This window comes from Mycolicibacter algericus DSM 45454 (genome assembly GCF_002086455.1).
In the GTDB taxonomy this organism is placed as follows: domain Bacteria; phylum Actinomycetota; class Actinomycetes; order Mycobacteriales; family Mycobacteriaceae; genus Mycobacterium; species Mycobacterium algericum.
Map to the genome: position 1 here is coordinate 132,386 of NZ_MVHC01000008.1, position 16,887 is coordinate 149,272.

Annotated in this window: 19 protein-coding genes; 5 read left to right on the forward strand and 14 right to left on the reverse strand. The window is 69.7% G+C overall.

Annotated features, from left to right (window positions below):
• Window positions 1-16 precede the first annotated feature (16 nt).
• From regX to BST10_RS10735, 6 genes are all read right to left on the reverse strand, one after another.
• Window positions 17-700, reverse strand: a complete 684-nt coding sequence (gene regX, locus BST10_RS10710) for a two-component sensory transduction protein RegX (RefSeq protein ID WP_013827421.1) — start codon at window positions 698-700, stop codon at window positions 17-19.
• A 40-nt stretch (window positions 701-740) separates the two neighbouring features.
• Complete coding sequence (locus BST10_RS10715; RefSeq protein WP_013827420.1) at window positions 741-1,922, reverse strand: sensor histidine kinase; 1,182 nt, start codon at window positions 1,920-1,922, stop codon at window positions 741-743.
• 129 nt (window positions 1,923-2,051) lie between these two features.
• Window positions 2,052-2,801 carry a phosphoglyceromutase gene (locus tag BST10_RS10720; RefSeq protein WP_013827419.1) on the reverse strand — a complete coding sequence of 250 codons (750 nt, stop codon included), beginning with the start codon at window positions 2,799-2,801 and terminating at the stop codon, window positions 2,052-2,054.
• A gap of 28 nt (window positions 2,802-2,829) precedes the next feature.
• On the reverse strand, window positions 2,830-3,390 hold the full coding sequence (locus BST10_RS10725) for a type III secretion system chaperone family protein (RefSeq protein ID WP_013827418.1): 561 nt from the start codon (window positions 3,388-3,390) through the stop codon (window positions 2,830-2,832).
• On the reverse strand, window positions 3,387-4,715 hold the full coding sequence (gene mshA / locus BST10_RS10730; RefSeq protein ID WP_109559474.1) for a D-inositol-3-phosphate glycosyltransferase: 1,329 nt from the start codon (window positions 4,713-4,715) through the stop codon (window positions 3,387-3,389). Before mshA ends, BST10_RS10725 begins: the two co-directional genes overlap by 4 nt.
• Before the next feature lie 22 nt (window positions 4,716-4,737).
• On the reverse strand, window positions 4,738-6,006 hold the full coding sequence (locus tag BST10_RS10735; RefSeq protein WP_083037748.1) for an ROK family protein: 1,269 nt from the start codon (window positions 6,004-6,006) through the stop codon (window positions 4,738-4,740).
• Between the two features lie 278 nt (window positions 6,007-6,284).
• Here BST10_RS10735 and BST10_RS10740 point away from each other — a divergent pair, with 278 nt between their 5' ends.
• Entirely contained in the window at window positions 6,285-7,079 is a 795-nt protein-coding gene (locus BST10_RS10740; protein ID WP_083037749.1) for an SDR family NAD(P)-dependent oxidoreductase, read from the forward strand.
• Here BST10_RS10740 and BST10_RS10745 read toward each other — a convergent pair.
• The gene (locus tag BST10_RS10745; RefSeq protein ID WP_049792825.1) at window positions 7,060-8,400 is read right to left on the reverse strand and encodes a L,D-transpeptidase; all 1,341 of its coding nucleotides are present in this window, start codon (window positions 8,398-8,400) and stop codon (window positions 7,060-7,062) included. The two genes, BST10_RS10740 and BST10_RS10745, sit on opposite strands and share 20 nt — an antisense overlap.
• Before the next feature lie 12 nt (window positions 8,401-8,412).
• The gene (locus BST10_RS10750) at window positions 8,413-9,471 is read right to left on the reverse strand and encodes a UDP-N-acetylmuramate dehydrogenase (RefSeq protein WP_083037750.1); all 1,059 of its coding nucleotides are present in this window, start codon (window positions 9,469-9,471) and stop codon (window positions 8,413-8,415) included.
• A 26-nt stretch (window positions 9,472-9,497) separates the two neighbouring features.
• Between BST10_RS10750 and BST10_RS10755 the strand changes: the two genes are divergently transcribed.
• Genes BST10_RS10755 through BST10_RS10770 form a run of 4 tightly spaced genes read left to right on the forward strand, consistent with a single transcriptional unit; the run spans window position 9,498 to window position 12,667 of the window.
• A complete protein-coding gene (locus tag BST10_RS10755; RefSeq protein WP_083037751.1) occupies window positions 9,498-10,019 on the forward strand; it encodes a DUF2505 domain-containing protein in 522 nt (173 codons plus the stop codon).
• Window positions 10,020-10,028: 9 nt separating this feature from the next.
• On the forward strand, window positions 10,029-10,853 hold the full coding sequence (locus BST10_RS10760) for a carbon-nitrogen hydrolase family protein (protein WP_083037752.1): 825 nt from the start codon (window positions 10,029-10,031) through the stop codon (window positions 10,851-10,853).
• Complete coding sequence (locus BST10_RS10765) at window positions 10,850-11,893, forward strand: LmeA family phospholipid-binding protein (protein ID WP_235673685.1); 1,044 nt, start codon at window positions 10,850-10,852, stop codon at window positions 11,891-11,893. Before BST10_RS10760 ends, BST10_RS10765 begins: the two co-directional genes overlap by 4 nt.
• A gap of 9 nt (window positions 11,894-11,902) precedes the next feature.
• Complete coding sequence (locus BST10_RS10770) at window positions 11,903-12,667, forward strand: LmeA family phospholipid-binding protein (RefSeq protein ID WP_049792824.1); 765 nt, start codon at window positions 11,903-11,905, stop codon at window positions 12,665-12,667.
• A gap of 58 nt (window positions 12,668-12,725) precedes the next feature.
• On the opposite strand, the gene deoC is transcribed toward BST10_RS10770, so the two are convergent.
• The 6 genes from deoC to BST10_RS10800 form a co-directional block, all read right to left on the reverse strand.
• Window positions 12,726-13,409: a deoxyribose-phosphate aldolase gene (gene deoC / locus BST10_RS10775; protein ID WP_083037754.1), complete on the reverse strand. Its 684-nt coding sequence runs from the start codon at window positions 13,407-13,409 to the stop codon at window positions 12,726-12,728.
• Window positions 13,409-13,810, reverse strand: coding sequence for a DUF2599 domain-containing protein (locus BST10_RS10780; RefSeq protein ID WP_083037755.1), 402 nt, complete (start codon window positions 13,808-13,810; stop codon window positions 13,409-13,411). The genes deoC and BST10_RS10780 overlap by 1 nt, the downstream gene beginning before the upstream one ends.
• 5 nt (window positions 13,811-13,815) lie before the next feature.
• Window positions 13,816-14,088 (reverse strand): DUF2516 family protein, encoded by a 273-nt coding sequence (locus BST10_RS10785; RefSeq protein ID WP_041316890.1) that lies wholly within the window; start codon window positions 14,086-14,088, stop codon window positions 13,816-13,818.
• 52 nt (window positions 14,089-14,140) lie between these two features.
• A complete protein-coding gene (locus BST10_RS10790; protein ID WP_083037756.1) occupies window positions 14,141-14,749 on the reverse strand; it encodes a heparin-binding hemagglutinin in 609 nt (202 codons plus the stop codon).
• 55 nt (window positions 14,750-14,804) lie between these two features.
• Entirely contained in the window at window positions 14,805-15,197 is a 393-nt protein-coding gene (locus BST10_RS10795; RefSeq protein WP_083037757.1) for a helix-turn-helix domain-containing protein, read from the reverse strand.
• A gap of 97 nt (window positions 15,198-15,294) precedes the next feature.
• Window positions 15,295-16,659 (reverse strand): DUF445 domain-containing protein, encoded by a 1,365-nt coding sequence (locus tag BST10_RS10800; RefSeq protein ID WP_083037758.1) that lies wholly within the window; start codon window positions 16,657-16,659, stop codon window positions 15,295-15,297.
• Between the last annotated feature and the right edge of the window lie 228 nt (window positions 16,660-16,887).

A 16,887-nucleotide genomic window follows, 5' to 3' on the forward strand; every position in this document is an offset into this window, starting at 1 on the left:
GGTGACGGCGCGAAGCTCAGCCCTCCAGCTTGTACCCCAGTCCCCGCACGGTAACCAAGTGCACCGGATTGGCCGGATCGGCCTCGATCTTGGACCGTAGTCGTTTGACGTGGACATCCAAGGTCTTGGTGTCGCCGACATAGTCGGCACCCCAGACCCGGTCGATCAACTGGCCGCGGGTGAGCACCCGGCCGGTGTTGCGCATCAGGTATTCGAGCAAGTCGAACTCCTTGAGAGGCAAGGTGATCTGCTCGCCGTTGACCATGACGACATGGCGTTCGACGTCCATGCGCACCGGGCCCGATTCCAGCACGCCCTCGCCGACGCCGCCCTCGTCGTCGCCGCCGCGGCGCAGCACCGCCCGGATCCGCGCGATCAACTCGCGGGCCGAATAGGGCTTGGTCACGTAGTCGTCGGCACCGAGTTCCAGGCCGACGACCTTGTCGATCTCGCTGTCGCGGGCAGTGACCATAATCACCGGCACGCTGGAGCGGGCCCGCAGTTGTTTGCAGACATCGGTGCCCGACATCCCCGGAAGCATCAGGTCCAACAGCACGATGTCGGCACCGGAGCGGTCGAACTCGGCCAGCGCCGCCGTTCCGTCGGTGACCACGGTCGCCTCGAACCCCTCCTTGCGCAACAGGAACGCCAGCGGATCGGCCAGCGACTCCTCGTCCTCAACGATCAAGACGTGTGTCATCGCCGCTGCTCCTCCCCTGGGTGACCGACGACGGGTGTGATCACTGTTCCTCCTTCTCATGGTCCACACTGCCCTGGTAGGCGGGAATCGCCAAGGTGAACGTCGAACCGGTACCCGGCTGGCTCCACAGCGAGATGGTGCCGTTGTGGTTGGCCGCCACGTGCTTGACGATCGCCAGACCGAGCCCGCTGCCGCCGGTCGCGCGCGACCGGGCCTTGTCACCCCGGAAGAACCGTTCGAAGACGCGTTGCTGATCCTTGCGCGCGATGCCGATCCCACGGTCGGTGACGGCGATCTCGACGAAGCCGTCGCGGCTCCGCCGGCTGATCGACACCGGCGCACCGTGCGGGGAGTAAGCGATGGCGTTGGACACCAGGTTGGCCAGCGCGGTGACCAGTAGCGGCTCGTCGCCGAGCACCCGGAAGCCACTCGGAGCGTCGGTGGTGATGGTGATCTCCGCGTTGTCGGCCGCCACCTTGTGCCGGGAGATCGCCTCGTTCACCACACTGTCGACATCGACGGCGCCCAGGTCCGGCAGCGGGTCGGCGCCCTGCAGCCGGGACAGCTCGATCAGCTCGCCGATCATGTTGGCCAGCCGGTTCGCCTCCAACAACACCTTCTCCGCGAACGGGCGTACCGCCTCGGGGTCGTCGGCAGAGGCCAGCAGCGCTTCGGCGAGCAGGCCCATCGCCCCCACCGGAGTTTTGAGCTCATGGCTGACGTTGGCCACGAAGTCGCGCCGGCTGGCTTCCATCCGGGCCTGTTCGGATTGGTCGTCGACGATCACCACCGCGAACCGGCGATCCTCATCGGACAGCAACCGGGCGTAACCGCGCACCGCCGAGAATTCCGATCGGGTGGCCCCGGCTGCCCGCTTGGCCGCCGAGAGGTCGAAATCGACCTCCTGCTCACCGTCCAAGGCGAGCTGCGCGGCCGCCCAGGCGTCGTCGTCGAGGAGCCGGCCGTGCACCAGCCCCAATTCAGTGGCGCGCTCGTTGAGATAGACGACATCGCGGTGGCTGTCGACGACGACGATCCCCAACGATGCGTGGGCCACGATCTGCTGCAGCATCTGCGAGACGGTGATCCCGGCTCGTTCGGTGTGAACCCGCCGGCGCCGCTCGGCAAACCGGGGCGATAACCAAAAACCGGCCGCGACGCCCACGATGAGCGCCGGCAGTGCCGACGCAGCAGCGAGCGTCAGCGCCGAAGTCGCAGCCACGGCAAAATCGTACGCAGTCCGGGACCGACGGTTGGCCAGCGATCGACCATGACGTGCGCCGAACGTGAATTCAGGGCGAAGATTTCACCGGATTTCCACCCGGAATTCACACTGGACGGCCCGGACGGGCTATTTGGCGCCCTGGCTGGCCACCGCGGCCGCTCCGGCGGCGGCCGCCTCCGGGTCCAGGTAAACGCCGCCGGCCAGCTTCGGGCGCAGCTCGGAGTCCAGGTCATAACGCAGCGGGATGCCCGTGGGGATGTTCAAGCCCACCACCGCCTCATCCGACATGCCGTCGAGGTACTTCACCAGGGCCCGCAACGAGTTGCCGTGCGCCGCGATCAGCACGGTCTTACCCGAGCGCAGCTCCGGGATGATGACGTCGGTGTAGTAGGGCAGGAAACGCGCCACCACGTCGGCCAGGCATTCGGTCAGCGGGCCGCCGCCGATGTCGGCGTAGCGGGAGTCGGTGTCCTGGCTGTAGCGGCTGCCGGGCTCGATCGGCGGCGGCGGGGTGTCGTAGCTGCGCCGCCACGTCATGAACTGCTCGTCGCCGTAGCGGGCCTTGGTCGCGGCCTTGTCCAGGCCCTGCAACGCGCCGTAGTGGCGTTCGTTGAGCCGCCAGGTGCGGTGCACGCCGATCCAGTGCCGGTCGGCCGCGTCCAGTGCCAGGTTGGCGGTGGTGATCGCCCGGCGCAATAGCGAGGTGTAGACCACGTCGGGCAGCAGGTCGTGCTCGACGAGCAGGTGACCGGCGCGCACCGCCTCGGTGCGGCCCTTGTCGGTCAGATTGACGTCCATCCAGCCGGTGAACTGGTTGCTGGCGTTCCATTCGCTCTCACCATGGCGCAGCAGCACCAGCGTGGCAGTGTCAGACATGCCGGTCAGTGTCTCACGGGCCCCGGGGTCACTCGTCGTCGTCCTTGTCCTCGTCGTTCTCGTCGTCCGGGTCGTCCTGGTCGATCAAATGCTCGAAGGCCCGCAGGTTCTTCAGCGACTGCCCGGTGGAGACCCGCCACTCCCACTCCTTCTGGATGGAGGAGGCGAATCCCAACTCCAGCAAGGTGTTGAAGTCGAAGTCGACGGCTTCGAGCACCTGGCCGAGCACCCGGTCGATCTCCTCCGGGCTCACCGTGGCCAGCGCCATCCGGCCGACCAGGTAGATGTCGCCGAGGTTGTCCAGCGTGTAGGCCACCCCGTAGAGCCGGCGGTTGCGCTTGAGCAGGAACCGGTAGACCCCGGCATGGTTCTCGTCGGGCTTGCGGCAGACGAACGCCTCGACGCGCACGGAGTGTTCCCCGATGCTGAGGATCGTGTTGGTCTTGAGCTTGCGCTCGCCGGGCAGTTCGACGACCAGCCCGGGCAGCCCGCCATGCGCGCCCGGAACCGGCGAATAGCTCAGCTCGGCCGCGGTCAGGGTCTCTTCGATGAGCCGGCGGACCTTGCCGGGGTTCACGCCGGGGTTCACGCCCGCGCCCCCTTCCGCGCCGGCCAGCGCCTGGGCCGGCGTGCCGCACCGACCACCCGCATGCGCTCGCCGCGCGCCGCGGCGAAGTCTTCGATCGCGTTGGTGTAGCTGGCCAGCTGGGCGTCCACGGTGCGCTCCCAGGAGAACGTCGCCGCGTGGGCGACCGCGGCCCGGCGCATCGCCCAGCCGCGGGGCCCGGAACCCAGCCGCAGCAGGCCGCCGATCGCGCTCGACCACGCCTCGATGCCGTGTCCGGCGACCAGCGTCCCGGTGACGCCGTCGCGCACCGCCACCGGCAACCCGCCGACGGCCGCGGCTACCACCGGCGTCCCGCAGGCCTGCGCTTCCAGGGCGACCAGGCCGAATGATTCGGAGTAGCTCGGCACCGCCACCAGATCGGCCGCCCGGAACAACGCGGCCAGATTCCCCCGGGACTGCGGCGGCAAGAACGTCACGCGATCGCTGATACCCAGGTCGGCGGCCAGCCGAACCAGCCCGCCGGGTGCGGCCAGCCCGCTGCTGCCCGACGGGCCGCCGGCCACCACCACGCGCACCCCGGGCAGCTCGGCCGCCGCCCGCAGCAGAATATCGGGGGCCTTGAGCGGCTGGATGCGGCCGACGAAGGCCACGATCGGCTCGTCGGGCGACAGTCCCAGCGCGGCGCGGGCCTGCCGCTTGTCTCCCGGGCGGAAGACCTCCAGATCGACGCCGGGGTGGGCGACATCGATGCCGGCGGGGTCGGCGCCGTGCAGCGCGACTAGTTGGTCTGCTTCGTCCTCGGTGTTGACGATCAACCGGTCCGCCTCGTCGACGACCTGTTGCTCGCCGACCGAGCGCATCGGCGGTTCCGGGCTGTCCCCGGCGGCCAGGGCCGCGTTCTTCACCCCGGCCAGGGTGTGCGCGGTGTGCACCAGCGGCACCGCCCAGCGGTCGGCGGCCAGCCAGCCGACCTGGCCGGAGAGCCAATAGTGCGAATGCACCACGTCGTAGTAGCCGGGCTCGTGGGCGGCCTCGGCGCGCAGCACCCCCGCGGCGAACGCGCACAACTGGGTGGGCAGGTCGTTCTTGTCCAGGCCTTCGAACGGGCCGGCCACCACGTTGCGCACCAGCACGCCGGGGGCGACATGGGCCACCGGCGGATCGGCCGACGACGTGGCGCGGGTGAAGACCTCCACGTCGACCCCGCGGCGGGCCAGGTGCAGCGCGCTCTGCAACACGTAGACGTTCATCCCGCCGGCATCGCCCGTGCCGGGCTGAGCCAGTGGCGAGGTGTGTACCGACAGCACCGCTACCCGGCGCACATCAGATCCGAATCCACGCCCCACCCCGTCATCTTTACAGTTCTGCTCAGGCGGGCACTTCCGGGACCGCCGGTACGGCGGGTCCACGCGAGCGGCGCATCGCGCCGACCGGATCGGCATACAGCCCGCCCAGCGACACCGTACCGGCGCCGGCTTCCTGGACCCGGTTGCCGAACGCGGTGACGCGGATGGTGCGTCCCGACAGCACCGATCGCTCCGCGACGGCCCGCTCCACCTCGGCGATGCCTTCCGGGTATTCGGTGAAGCCCTGGCCCCCGACCACCAGGTCGTCCGGGTTGAGAACGTCGCGCAGCAACGCCACGGCCTCGCCGAGCGCCCGGGCCCGTTCGGTCAGCAGCGCCCTCGCCCGCTCGTCGCCGGCCCGCGCCTCCCGCACCAGGCCGGTCACCGCGGCCGACGCGGCGCCGGTTCCGCCGGGCAGGATCCGCAGCCGACGGGCCGCGGCCAGCACCGCCTCGTCGCTGACGGTGGATTCCAGCTGCCCGGAGCCACCGAGCAACTCCGAGGACACCGGCAGGCCGGCGATGGTGCCCGGACCACTGGCCGGGCTGTGCACCCGGCCGCCGATCACCAGTGCGTAGCCGACCGTCTCACGCGCGTACACGTAGAGGCTGGTGGAGCTGTCCGCCACCGGGCGCCGCACCCCCAGCAGCAATTCGGCGCCGGCCATCGCGTCGACGTGCGAGGCCACCGACACCGGCAGGCGCAGTTCCTCGGCCAGCACCGGCCCGACCGGTGCGGCCGTCCAGCCCAGCCTCGGGTGATCGACGTAGCCGGTGGCGCGGTCCACCGCCCCACCGGTCGCCACCCCGACCCACAACGGCCGGCGCTTGCCCCAGCGGGTCAGATACCGGCGGGCACTGGCGGCCAGTGACGCCAGCGCCGGCGCCGCGCCGTTGGCCGGGGTGGGGATCTCGACGACGTCGAGGGTGCGGCCCAGCAGGTCGGTGGCCACGATGCTGGTTGTCTTCGCCCCGATGTGCAGGCCCAGCGCCAGGAACGGCTCGTGATTGACCACCACCGGCCGGCGCGGTCGTCCGATCGCCCCGGAGGTCGCCAGGTCGGCGCGCTCAAGCAGCAGCCCGGCCTCCAGCAATGCACTGACCTGGCGATTGACGGTGGCGACGCTCAGTGAGGTGGCACCGGCGATGGCCTCGCGCGCGATCGGGCCGCCCTGGCGGACGGCGGCGAAAACCGCGGCGCCTGCGGTGTCCGGCAAGTGCAGCGACGGAGCCACCACGCGCGGATGCGAGCGGAGGCGGTGATGAGAGACGGAGGTGAGGGAGGTGCGCACGCTGTGGTCCTTGTCTACAAGAGTCCGATGGGGGCTGGCTGCAGCTGAGACCCGGCGAACTCTCTCCTCCAAGGAGCGCTACTCGCAGCAGGTCAAGCGCAGCAACATGCGCGGCGACAACACGCGCCGTGGGCGAGCGAACAGACCGCTGTCAGATAGCGGGCACTGCGGTACATAGCCGGAAAATGTATCACGATCGCCCACGGCGGGCCGACGGCACTGTTATTGACGGATTGGCAAATTCCAAGTGTTCCCGCGCAGCTCCTAAAGTTGGAGCAATGACGGAATCTCATCAGCACGCCGCGCAACGAATCGCCGTGGTCACCGGAGCGAGCTCGGGGATCGGCGAAGCGACAGCGAGAACCCTTGCCGGGCAAGGTTTTCACGTGATCGCCGTGGCCCGGCGGGCCGACCGGATCACCGCGTTGGCGCAGCAGATCGGCGGTACCGCGGTCGTTGCCGACGTCGCCGATCAGGCCGCGGTCGCCGCGCTGGCCGAGGAGTGCGACCGGGTCTGCGACTCACTCTCGGGCTCGATCAACGTGCTGGTCAACAACGCCGGCGGCGCCCTGGGCCTGGCCCCGGTCAGCGAGGCGGACCTCGATCACTGGCGGTGGATGTGGGAGACCAACGTACTGGGCACGCTGCAGGTGACGCGCGCACTGCTACCGAAACTGATCGACTCCGGCGACGGCCTGATCGTCACCGTCACCTCGATCGCGGCATTCGAGATCTACGACGGCGGCGCCGGCTACACCGCCGCCAAACACGCCCAGAGTGCGCTGCACCGCACGCTACGCGGCGAACTGTTGGGAAAACCGGTGCGGCTCACCGAGATCGCCCCCGGCATGGTGGAAACCGAGTTCTCGCTGGTGCGCTTCGACGGTGATCGCGAGCGCGCCGACGCGGTGTATGCGGGCCTGACTCCGCTGACCGCCGCCGACATCGCCGACGTGATCGGATTCGTGGCCTCCCGGCCCCCGCACGTCGACCTGGACCAGATCGTGATCCGCCCGCGCGATCAGGCCTCCGCAACCAGGAAGGTGACACGGGCTAGCCGCCGGGCCGAGTAGTCGGCGCCGTCGTCGTGGGTGTCGTGGGGGTACCCGACAGCGTCGGGGCGTCGGTCGGGGTGGCCGGGGCGGTGCTGGGCAGCGAAGTGCGCGGCGGCCCGGAAGACGACGGGGCCGACAGCTCGGACATTGAGACCCAGGTGTCCCAATCCACCGCCCAGTCCCAGATGTCACCGTCGGCGTAGGACAGCTGGATCGAACTGCCGGTCACCTCGACCGGGTCGCCGTAGATGGCGCTGTGGAAGTACTGCTCGGCGTCCTCGGTCGACAAGTTGATGCACCCGTTGGTGACGTTGGTGTTGCCCTGGGCGCCCGCGCTGGCCGGGTTGGCGTGAATGAACTCGCCGTTGTTGGAGATCCGGACCGCCCACCGCTCATGGATGTTGTGGTAGCCGGCGGCCGGGTTGGACATGTAGAAGTCGGCGTATTTCTCGGTGACCACGTGGATGCCGTTGCGCGTGACGTTGCGGGCCTGGTCGCCTTCGCCGTAGCTGCACGGGAAATCCATGATGACGCCCTCGTCGCGCTCCACCCGGATACGGTGCGAGGAGATTTCGGCCTTCACCACCTGGCGCCGTCCGATCGAGAATTGCAGCGACATGTCCTGGGCGCCGTAGGCGCCGTCGCCGAACGCCAGGCCGTAGAGCTTGGCGTCGACGTTGACCGTGGTGCCGGCCGGGAAGTAGTCGCGGCTGCGCCAGTGCACCCGGGCGCCCTGCACCTCGTCGGGCAGCCAGGCCCAGCTGCCCTCCACCGGCGGCTCGGTGGTGATGGTCAGGGCCCGCTCGACGGCCGCCTTGTCGCTGATCGGCCCGTCGAACTGCAGGATTACCGGCGCCGCGACGCCGACCGTCTGCCCGTCGGCCAACTGGAAGCCGCCGTCGATGATCGCACTCGGGGTCACCGTGGTGACCGTGCCGGCGACCGGCACGGCGTTGCCGTCGTGGCCCACCACCGACCCACTCCAGGTGTAGACGGCGTCATAGCCCAACGGCTCGGTGACGGTGTAGCGGGTGCGGTCCCGGTTGAAGGTTCCGGACAGCACCTTGCCCGCCGGGCTGGTCAGTGCCGCCCGCTGGAACCAGCCGTCGGAGACCGTGACGGTGATCTCGGCCGTCGGCAGCACGTCGGTCTGGCCGACGGGGGGCTCGAAGGACAGGGCGGGCGCCGCCGGCGGCGCGTTATCGGCGCTGTTGCCGGCCCGGCCGAAACAACCCGCCAACGCCTGCGGCGCCAGCACACCGGCCGCCAGCGCAGCCAGAGCCTTCCGCCGGGTCACGTTCACGCCATCCCAAGATACCGGCCGGGACCGCCTGACCACCTGCGATGTTGATTACAGCGCGCAACCCACCAGCACCGGCTCCGGGTGCAAGATGATGCCGAACGTGTCGTGGACCCCGTCGCGCACGGTGCGCGCCAGGCTCAGCACGTCGCCGGTAGTGGCCCCGCCCCGGTTGGTCAGCGCCAGCGCATGCTTGCTGGACAATCGGGCGACCGCGCCCTCGCCCGGATAGCCCTTGCCGAATCCGGCGCGCTCCACCAGCCAGCCGGCCGCCAGCTTCACCCCGCCGGGCGCGTCCCAGTGCGGAACCGGGCCGGCCTGAGATTCAGCGATCTGACGGTAGGAATCATGGGGCACAACGGGGTTGGTGAAGAACGAGCCCACACTCCAGGTGTCGTGGTCAGCCGCGTCAAGCACCATGCCTTTGGCGGACCGCAGCGCAAGCACCGCGGCGCGTACCGCGGCCGGGTCGGCCCGGTCGCCGTCGCCGGCGCCCAACGCGGTGGCCAGCTCGCCGTAGCGCAGCGGCGCGCTGCGCCCGGCGGGATCGAGCTCGAATTCCACCTCCAGCACCACGGCGGCATCCGAGTGCTTCAGCACGCTGGTGCGGTAGCCGAAGTTCAACTCCGCGGGCGGTGTCCAGCGCACGATGCCGGTACTGCGGTCCAGCAACAGCACCCGGGTCAAGGTGTCGGCGACCTCCGCGCCGTAGGCCCCGACGTTCTGCACCGGGGTCGCCCCGGCAGATCCGGGGATACCCGACAGGCACTCCAGGCCTCCCAGCCCGGCGGCGACCGCGGCGGCGACCACGTCGTCCCAGATCGCGCCGGCCTGGGCCCGCAGCAGATTGCCCTCGATCTCGATGCCGTCGCTGGCCAGCAGCACCACGGTCAGGTCGGTCAGGTCGTCGGCGATCACCACATTGGAGCCGCCGGACAGCAGCAGCGGGCGGCCGCCGTCGCGGTCCAGGGCGGCCAAGGTCGCCACGATCTGCTCGGTATCGGCGCAGCTGATGACGCGTCGGGCGACCGGCCCGACTCGCAGGGTGGTCAACGGCGCCAACGGCACCGCCTCGGCGACACGCGCGCCCGCGAACTCGGAACCCGCCACGGCCGGTAACGGTAGCGTGACCAGCTATGCCGCGTACATTCACGCTCTCCGCGCAGTATCCGGCGGGCGTCGAACTGGTGTATGCCGCATTCGCCGAGGAGCGGTACTGGCTGGCCCGACTCGCCGATTCCGGCGCCGACACGGTGGCGCTGGAGTCGATGGCCGTCGACGCCGACGGCGGCGTCGACGTGGTCACCACGCAGGGCATTCACCGGGACAAGCTGCCCGCGCTGGCGGCGCAGTTCCACCCCGGCAACCTGAATGTGACACGCCACGAGATGTGGCGCCCGGTACGTGACGGCAGGGCGCGCGCGGAGGTCACCGGCAAGATCGTCGGCGCGCCGGCCAAACTGTCCGGGGAGGCGGCCCTCGAACCGGCCGGAGGGGGCTGTGAGCTGACGCTGACCGCGACGGTGCAGGTCGACATCCCGCTGGTGGGCGGCAAGATCGAAAGCTTCATCGGCGCCCAGCTGGCCGAGCTGGTGGCCGCCGAGCAACGGTTCACCTCGACGTGGCTGCGCCAGGGCGGCGCGCCCCGGCCGGAATAAGCTGGCGCCATGCGGATTGCGTGTGCGCAGATTCTGAGCGGCACCGACCCGGCCGCCAACCTGGAGCTGGTGGCCGACTACACCGAGCGCGCCGCCGGACAGGGCGCGCAGCTGGTGGTGTTCCCGGAAGCCGCGATGTGCCGGTTCGGAGTGCCGCTGGGCCCGGTCGCCGAACCGCTCGACGGGCTCTGGGCGACCGGGGTGCGCGAGATCGCCGACCGGGCCGGCGTCACCGTCATCGCGGGGATGTTCACCCCGGCCGACGACGGGCGGGTCAGAAACACGCTGCTGGCCACCGGGCCCGGAACCGACTCGCACTATCACAAGGTTCACCTGTACGACGCGTTCGGTTTCACCGAATCACGCACGGTCGCACCGGGGTTCGATCCGGTGGTGATCGATGTCGAGGGCGTGGGCGTCGGCCTGTCCACCTGCTATGACATCCGGTTCCCGGCGCTGTACACCGAACTCGCCGACCGCGGTGCGCAGCTGATCGCGGTGTGCGCGTCGTGGGGCGCGGGGCCGGGGAAGCTACGGCAGTGGGAACTGCTGGCGTGCGCCCGGGCGCTGGACTCGACCAGCTACGTCGCCGCCGTCGGGCAGGCCGACCCCGGCACCGCCGGGCCGGCGACCTCGTCGGGCGCACCGACCGGGGTGGGTCACAGCCTGGTCGCCTCCCCGTGGGGTGAGGCGGTGGCGTCGGCCGAGGCGGCCCCGCAACTGCTGGTCTGCGACATCGACCTCGACGTGGTCACCACGGCGCGCCGAACGCTGGCCGTGCTGAGCAACCGTGCCGACTTCGTTCAGGTCGGTAAGGCAGAATCGCGCGGGTGAGCAATCCGCCCGGACCTCCCCACGGCGACCAGTCACCTTGGGCGCGCCCCAGCGGCCAGCCCGGTCAGCAGCCCGGCCAGGGCAAACCCCCGCCCCCGCCGGAGCCGTCCGCGTCACCGACCCGGCAGATGCCGGTCGGCGGGCAGCGTGACGAACCCACCACCCGGATTCCCAGCGCGCCCGCGGCACCCGCGCCGCCGCCACCGGGCCCGCCGCCGGCCGCGTCGCCGGTCTCACCGCCACCGGCCGGTGAGGCGCCCACCACCGTCATCAAGACGCCGGCCGGCGGTCACCGGCCGGCCCGGTTGCTGCGCGATCCGCTGGCCCTGGTCCTGATCTTCGTGACGGTGATCGCGCTGGCACTGGCCGGTTTGATCGGCGCGGAACTGATCGCCCGCCGGATCGCCGACAACAAGGTCGCCAAGGCCACCGAGTGCGTGGTGCACGACAAGGCCACGGTGTCGTTCGGGGTGACGCCGCCGTTCCTGTGGCAGCACTTCACCGGCAACTACACCAACATCTCCATCCACACCGCGGGCAACCAGGTCAAGGACGCCAAGCAGATGACGGCCGACCTGAACATCTCCGACGTCGACCTGCACGGCACCGGCGACTCCAAGGGCACCATCGGCGCCCTGGACGCCACCCTGACCTGGCCGTCCGCCGGTATCAAGGAGACCGTCCAGTCGATGGTCCCGCTGCTGGGCAACCTGGTCTCGGACCTGAAGACCAACGCCCAGGATGGCACCGTGGAGCTCAAGGGCGCGTTCGGCCTGGCCACCGTCGTGGTCAAGCCCGAGGTGGTCAACGGTGGCCTGTCGCTGAAGGTGCAGAAACTCACCGGCCTGGGCGCGCTGACCCTGCCGCGGGAATCGATCCAGCCGGAGCTGGACCGATTCGCCCGGGAACTGACGAAGCGTTACCCGCTCGGCGTGCGGGCCGACAGCATCCAGGTCACCGACACCGGCGTGGTGGCGCGGTTCTCCAGCCGTGACGCCGCCATCCCGCGGAGCGACGACCCCTGCTTTGCCCACCTGTAACCTGCAGTGATGAGCACATCCGGGGCAGCCAATCCCAAGCATCGGTTCACCGGCCTGCCGGCAGTGCTGCTGGCACTGACAGTGCTGCTGGTACTGGCGGTGGTCGCGCTGTTCGGCGGACAGGCCTATGCGACACACCGGGCCAAGAGCCTGGTCGCAGACGCGGTCCAGTGCGAAGCGGACGACAGCGCCACGGTGTCGTTCGCCTCCGATCCGCCGGTGCTGGCCCAGTACTTGCGGGGCGACTACCCGCACATCTCGGTGCAGACCGCCGGCAACCAGATCCGCAAAGCCAAGGGCATGCAGCTGGACCTGGACATCCGCGACGTCCACGTGCAGAAGAGCGCTGATTCCAAAGGCACCATCGGGTCGCTGGACGGCACCATCACCTGGCCGGCGGACGGCATCAAGCAGTCGATTCAGGATGTGGTCCCGGTGATCGGCAGCATCGTCACCGGCAAGGTCAGCACCGACCCGGCCGCCGGCACCGTCGAGCTCAAGGGCCTGCTCAACCGCGCCACCGTCAAGCCGCAGATCGTCGACAACGGGTTGCACCTGGAGGTGGTGGATCTGGAGGCGCTGGGCAAGGATCTGGACAGCGAGACCGTGCAGCGCAACCTCGATGACCTCACCGGCAAGGTGACCGGCGACCTGCCGCTGGGGATCCACATCGATAGCTCGCAGGTCACCGATTCCGGTGTGGTGGTGAAGTTTTCGACGCGGAACGCCACCATCCCGGCGTCGTCGTCGAGTCAGTGCTTCGCGAGGCTGTAAGCGCTGGCCTGATTACGGCGTCCCGCTGCGCCCGGCCCCGCCGCGCTTGCGAACGCCGTTAGCCCAGCCCGTCGAGCACCGCCCGGGTGCCCGACAGTCCCAGCCGGGTCGCCCCGGCATCCAGCATCGCCAGCGCATCGTCGGCGCTGCGGATGCCCCCGCTGGCCTTGACGCCGAGGCTGCCGCCGACGGTGTCGGCCATCAGCCTCACCGCGCGCACCGACGCCCCGCCGGTCGGGTGAAACCCGGTGGAGGTCTTGACGAAATCCGCGCCGGCGTCTGCGGCGGCACGGCAGGCGGCGACCAGCGTGGCCTCACCGGCCAACTCCAACAGCGCTGCGGACTCCACGATCACCTTGAGCACGGCGTCGGGCGCGGCGGCCCGCACCGTGCCGACGTCGGCGCCCACCGCGGCGAAATCGCCCGCCACCGCCGCGCCGACGTCGATGACCATGTCGATCTCGGCCGCCCCGGCCGCCACGGCCAACGCCGCGTCCTGCGCTTTGACCACCGGCAGATGCTTGCCGGACGGGAAGCCCGCGACCGCGGCGATCCGGACGCCGGCCGGGTTGGCCGCCGCGGCGATGGCCACCATCGACGGCGAGACGCACACCGCGGCGACACCGAGTTCGGCGGCTTCGGCGACGAGGGCGACGACCTGCTGGGTGGTGGCTTCGGGCTTGAGCAGGGTGTGGTCGACCAGTTCGGCCACCCGGGCGCGGTCCCAGCGCTGAGCAGACATCAGAAGGCCTCTTCCTCGGCGCCGGGGTTACAGCCGGATTCGAGCATCGTCACGCCGTCGACGACGGGCCGCCACGGCTCCAGGTTCCAACTGGTCTTGCCGGGCCGGGCGAACTCGGCATAGTTCCAGTGGCAGCGGAATTGGTCGCGCATGCTGGCGGTGTCGGCATCGGGGGCGGCGGCGAGCACTTCGCGCCAGGCCTGCTCCCCCTCGGCGGCGGCGTCCACCCGCGCCGCCGCGGCCCGGCCGGCCGGCGTCGGATACACCCGCAGGCTGGCCAGTCCCGACCCGCTCGAGTAGCTCACCCACTCGGTGCGGTCGACGAAGCCGGCGTCGGCGGCGGCCGGCGCCGCAACGACCAGTGCGGCCGCCAGGGCCGCGAACAGGATCGAACGCAACATCGGCGTTAGTGAGACTTGCCTTGAACCTCGAGCAATCGGGGCCGCACATCGACCAGGTAGACCCCGGCCGCGCAGGCGGCGATCGCCATGCCCATCACCTGCAGCACTAGGGCCAACAGTCCGCACACTCCCAGGATCACCAGCCATACCGGCTTGGTGAGCTTGTCGGCGGCGGTGTAGGCATCGGCACGCTGCATCGCCGCGTGGACGAACGCGTACACCGCGGTCGCGAACACGACAAGCTGCAAAACGCCAAGGACGGTACCCACCAGGCTCATAGCGACCACGCTGCAAGCCTAGGCGGGTACCGTCCGGGACGTCGAACTGCGTTTACTTCTGGGTGACCTTCTTTGCCGGAGCCTTCTTAGCCGGAGCCTTCTTGGCGGCGGTCTTCTTGGCCGGGGCCTTCTTGGCGGGAGCCTTCTTGGCCGGGGAAGCCGTCTTGGCCTCCTCCTTCTGCGGCAGCTCGATGCCGACCAGCTTGGCAGCGCGCTCGCCGACCTCGCGGGTCTGGGTCGCGACGTTGCCCAGCACCTCCTGGGTCAGCTCGACAGCCTGGTCGACGTAACCCTCCACCTGCGCCGAGGCGTCATCGAGGCCGGACTGGTTGCGCAGCCGCACCAGGGCGGCCTCACCGCGCGCCACCAGGTCGCTGTACCGGCCGCTGGCGGCCTCCGCGTAGCCCTCGGCGGCCCTGCGCAGCTCGTCGGCGGTGAAGCGCTCGCGCAGCTCGGCGAACTGCTCGGGCAGCTCCTCCTGCAGCTTGGTCAGCCGGGCACGGCTCTCCTCGACGCGGGTGGTGGCGTCCTCGCGGGCCTCACCGGCGCGCTCGCGCAGGGTGGCGACGAGGTCGGTCACGGTAGCCAGGGCCAGGTCGGCGGCGCCGATCGCGGCGAGCAGCGGGGCCTTCAGTTCGTCGATGTTCGGGTTCTCGGCCATGTCTGTTTCCTTTCGGTTGGGTTTCTGGTTTGTCGGTCAGGAGGACGAAGGATGATCAGGCAGGTGTCGTCTCCTCACCGTCGGCTTGGTTCTGCTGAACGAAGGACTCGTAGGTGTCCAGCAGAAACTGCTTCTGCCGTTCCGTGATCGCGGTATCGGTGATGACCGCGTCCCGGACCTCGCTCTTCTCGCGAGGCTCGAGGATGCCCGCCTGGATGTAGAGCACCTCGGCGGAGACCCGCAGGGCCTTGGCGATCTGATTGAGGACGTCCGCGGACGGCTTGCGCAACCCGCGCTCGATCTGGGACAGATACGGATTGCTGACGCCGGCCTTGTCGGCGAGCTGCCGCATGGAAACCTGGGCGGCTTCGCGCTGCGCCCGGATGAAACTGCCGATATCGGCCGCCGCCGTGGACACCACCGTGGCAAGTTTGTCATCTTGCGACACCGGCGCCCCCTTTCGTGGACTTACGACTGCTGACAAATGCCACGATACGGCCTAGTGCTAACTTTTGCAAGCGTTCGCTAGCACTTGCTAGCGCAGGTCAGAACATAAGTTGGGCTATGGCGTAGATCCCCAGCCCCGCCAGCGCACCCACGACGGTTCCGTTGATCCGGATGAATTGCAGGTCACGCCCGACATGCAGTTCGATGCGCCGGCTCGCCTCCGCGGCATCCCAGCGCTCGATGGTCTCGGTGATGATCGCGGTGATCTCCACCCCGTATTGGGCGACCAGGTGCTGCGCGGCCCGGACGATCCAGTTGTCCACTTTGTCGCGCAACTCGACGTCGTCCCGCAGCGACTCACCGATCTGCACCACCGCGCCGGCGACGCGGGTGCGCAGCGCGCCCGTCGGGTCGTCGACCCCCTCGAGCACGTACCGCTTGAGGGTCGCCCACGCCGTCGCCGCCGCTTTGGCGACCTCTTCGCGCGCCATCACCTGGTCCTTGACCGAGTCCGCTTTGGCGATGGTGGCGGCGTCGTACTGCAGGTCGTTGGCGAACTCGAACAGGAACCGGGTCGCGTTGCGGCGCAGTTCGTGGTCGGGGTTGCGGCGCACCTTGTCGGTGAAGTCCATCAACTCGCGGTGGATCCGGTCGCCGACCAGGTGGTCGATGAACCGCGGCGACCAGGTGGGCGAGTCGCGCTCGACCACCCGCTGGATGACTTCGCCGGCGTTGAGCGACCACTGGAAGGCCCGGTCGGCCAGCAATTGGATCAACGCCTCCTGGCGATGCTCGGCGAGCAGGGTGCCCAGCATCCGGCCGACCGGCGGACCCCACTGCGGCTCGGCGATGCGCCGCACGATCATCCGGTCGATGACGTATGCGACCTCTTCGTCTCGCAGCAGTTCGACGAGCACCCGCAATACGGTCGCGGTCTCGGCGGCCACCCGCTCGGCGTGCGTCTGCTCCGAGAGCCACTTGCCCAGCCGTCCGGCGACCTGGGCGTCGCGCAGCTTGGTCTCCACCACCGGCGGTGACAGGAAGTTCTCCCGCACGAAGGTGCCCAGACCCTCACCGAGTTGGTCCTTCTTGCGTTTGATGATCGCGGTGTGCGGGATCGGAATTCCCAGCGGGTGCTTGAACAGCGCGGTGACCGCGAACCAGTCGGCCAGCGCGCCCACCATGCCAGCCTCGGCGGCGGCACCGACATAACCGACCCACGGCCCGACCCCGCCGTGAGCAGCACTGTCCACCTGCGCCCACCGGCACAGCAGGAAGACGACGGTCGCGCCGAGCAGGAAGCTCAGCGCGACCACCTTCATCCGGCGCAGATCGCGCAGCCGTACCGCGTCGGCGACCGGATCGGCATCTGCGAAGGACTCTGCCAGCGACTGCACGGTCCGTGCAGCACCCGGCCACGTCGGGCGGTTCTCTCGATGCACCACCCCACCATCATCCGCCATCTTTGCCGCTCGGTATATGCGGCAGTTCCAGCTTCGCCTCGCCTCCGGCGAGCCTCGCCAAACCACTCGGTATATGCGGCAGTTCCAGCTTCGCCTCACCTCCGGCGAGCCTCGCCACACCGCTCGGTATATGCGGCAGTTCCAGCTTCGCCTCTCCTCCGGCGAGCCTCGCTAAACCGCCGGTAACTGTTACCGGCCCACGAAGTTTGCTGGACCGCGCCGTATTAT